The 387-nt window shown below is 63.6% G+C and carries 1 protein-coding gene; it reads left to right on the top strand.

The window, feature by feature from the left end:
- Window positions 1-355: signal peptidase II (lspA, locus tag EN991_RS39640; RefSeq protein WP_127370701.1), on the top strand; the 355-nt coding region annotated here is incomplete at its 5' end.
- Between the last annotated feature and the right edge of the window lie 32 nt (window positions 356-387).

Genomic DNA, 387 nt, shown 5'->3' on the forward strand with positions numbered 1-387 from the left:
CACCTACAATACCGGCATCGCCTTCTCGATGTTCTCGTCCTTCGGCGACACCGGGCTGATCGTCATTTCGCTCGCCGTCGTTGCCTTCGTGCTGTTCCTGGCGACCCGGATCGCGCCGTCCCAGATCCTTGCCCGCACCGGCTTTGCGCTGATCGTCGGCGGCGCGCTCGGCAATCTGATCGACCGCGCCGTCAACGGCCACGTCATCGACTACATCCTGTTCCACACGCCGGTCTGGTCCTTCGCCGTCTTCAACCTTGCCGACGCCTTCATTTCGGTTGGTGCGGCACTGGTCGTCTTCGACGAGCTGGTCGGCTGGCGGCGCGAACCCAAAGCCAGTCCTTCCAAGGATTGACCCCGTGCGGCCATCGCCGCACAGTTCATGTC

Origin of the sequence: Mesorhizobium sp. M7A.F.Ca.US.005.03.2.1 (assembly GCF_003997795.1) — a bacterium.
GTDB classification, from domain to species: domain Bacteria; phylum Pseudomonadota; class Alphaproteobacteria; order Rhizobiales; family Rhizobiaceae; genus Mesorhizobium; species Mesorhizobium ciceri.